Below are 1,243 nucleotides of genomic sequence, written 5' to 3'. Positions count from 1 at the left end.
TATATTTTTTGCCATTACCGTTGAAAGATGATCGTTGGCAGTAAGCGGAGCATAGCGAGTTTCCACGGCAAAGCTGCGCCCTTCTGATTCAATATAACAAGCTTCCGGCAGTAAGGATTGCAACGCTTCTTGATCCAACGTTGCCGACATCACCACCAGCTTAAGATCGTCTCGCAATGCTTCTTGAACTTCCAAGCTAAGCGCCAAAGCCGTATCGGCATGAATACTGCGCTCATGGAACTCATCAAAAATCAACAAATCGACACCATCTAGCTCAGGGTCATTTTGGATCATGCGAGTCATGACACCTTCAGTCACAATTTCTAACTGAGTAGAAGCACTTACCTTTGTCTCGCCACGAACGCGATACCCCACTCGCTGGCCAACTTGCTCGCCCAGTTGCTCGGCCAAATATCTCGCGATATTGCGCGCAGCTAATCGTCTTGGTTCAAGCATGATGACTTTCCCAGTCACCACTTGGTTCTGGATAAGTTGTAAAGGGAAGTACGTCGATTTACCCGCACCAGGCGCGGCTTTTAAAATAACCTGATGTTGATGTTTGACCGCCGTAAGTAGCTGGGGCATCACGGCTTCAATCGGCAATTGTGACAAAGGAAATACCTTGTGGTGTAATGGTGGCAACATTGTACATAAAAACATTCCCGTCTAAATAAGCAAATGCAATTCAAACCCGCTTTAGAGTCAGCCACTCTACTTAAACGCTACAAACGCTTCCTTGCTGATATCGAATTTGATAATGGTGAGCTGCGCACCATCCACTGTGCGAACACCGGTGCGATGACAGGTTGCGCGACACCCGGTGATAAAGTTTGGTTTTCAACGTCCGACAACCCAAAACGCAAATACCCCAACAGCTGGGAGCTAAGTGAAACCGCGCAAGGGCATCGTATTTGTATCAATACTGCCCGCGCCAACCAATTAGCCGTTGAGGCTATTGAAAATAATGTCATTTCAGAGCTTTGCGGATATGACACACTTCAAACTGAAGTGAAATATGGCAATGAAAATAGTCGAATTGATATCTTGCTCAGCGCAAGCGACAAGCCAAAGTGCTATATAGAAGTGAAAAGCGTCACTCTTCTTGATGAGACAGGCTCAGCTGGACAAGGATACTTCCCAGATGCCGTCACGACTCGTGGTCAAAAGCACCTGAGAGAGCTCACAGAAATGGCACAAAATGGAAGTAGAGCCATACTTTTATTCACTGTTTTACATTCAGGTA

Annotated in this window: 2 protein-coding genes; one reads left to right on the top strand and one right to left on the bottom strand. The window is 46.3% G+C overall.

What is annotated here, in order from left to right; translation table 11 throughout:
* On the bottom strand, positions 1 to 612 hold a 612-nt coding region (locus R8N46_RS24930; RefSeq protein ID WP_318189739.1), incomplete at its 3' end, for a DEAD/DEAH box helicase.
* A 66-nt stretch (positions 613 to 678) separates the two neighbouring features.
* Here R8N46_RS24930 and sfsA point away from each other — a divergent pair.
* A partial coding sequence (gene sfsA / locus R8N46_RS24925; RefSeq protein WP_318189738.1) for a DNA/RNA nuclease SfsA occupies positions 679 to 1,243 on the top strand: 565 nt, incomplete at its 3' end.

It is taken from the genome of Vibrio sp. 1874, assembly GCF_033344395.1.
GTDB classification, from domain to species: domain Bacteria; phylum Pseudomonadota; class Gammaproteobacteria; order Enterobacterales; family Vibrionaceae; genus Vibrio; species Vibrio alginolyticus.
The sequence above is the reverse complement of the archived record's forward strand: the minus strand, read 5'-3'. Positions and strand labels throughout refer to the sequence as shown.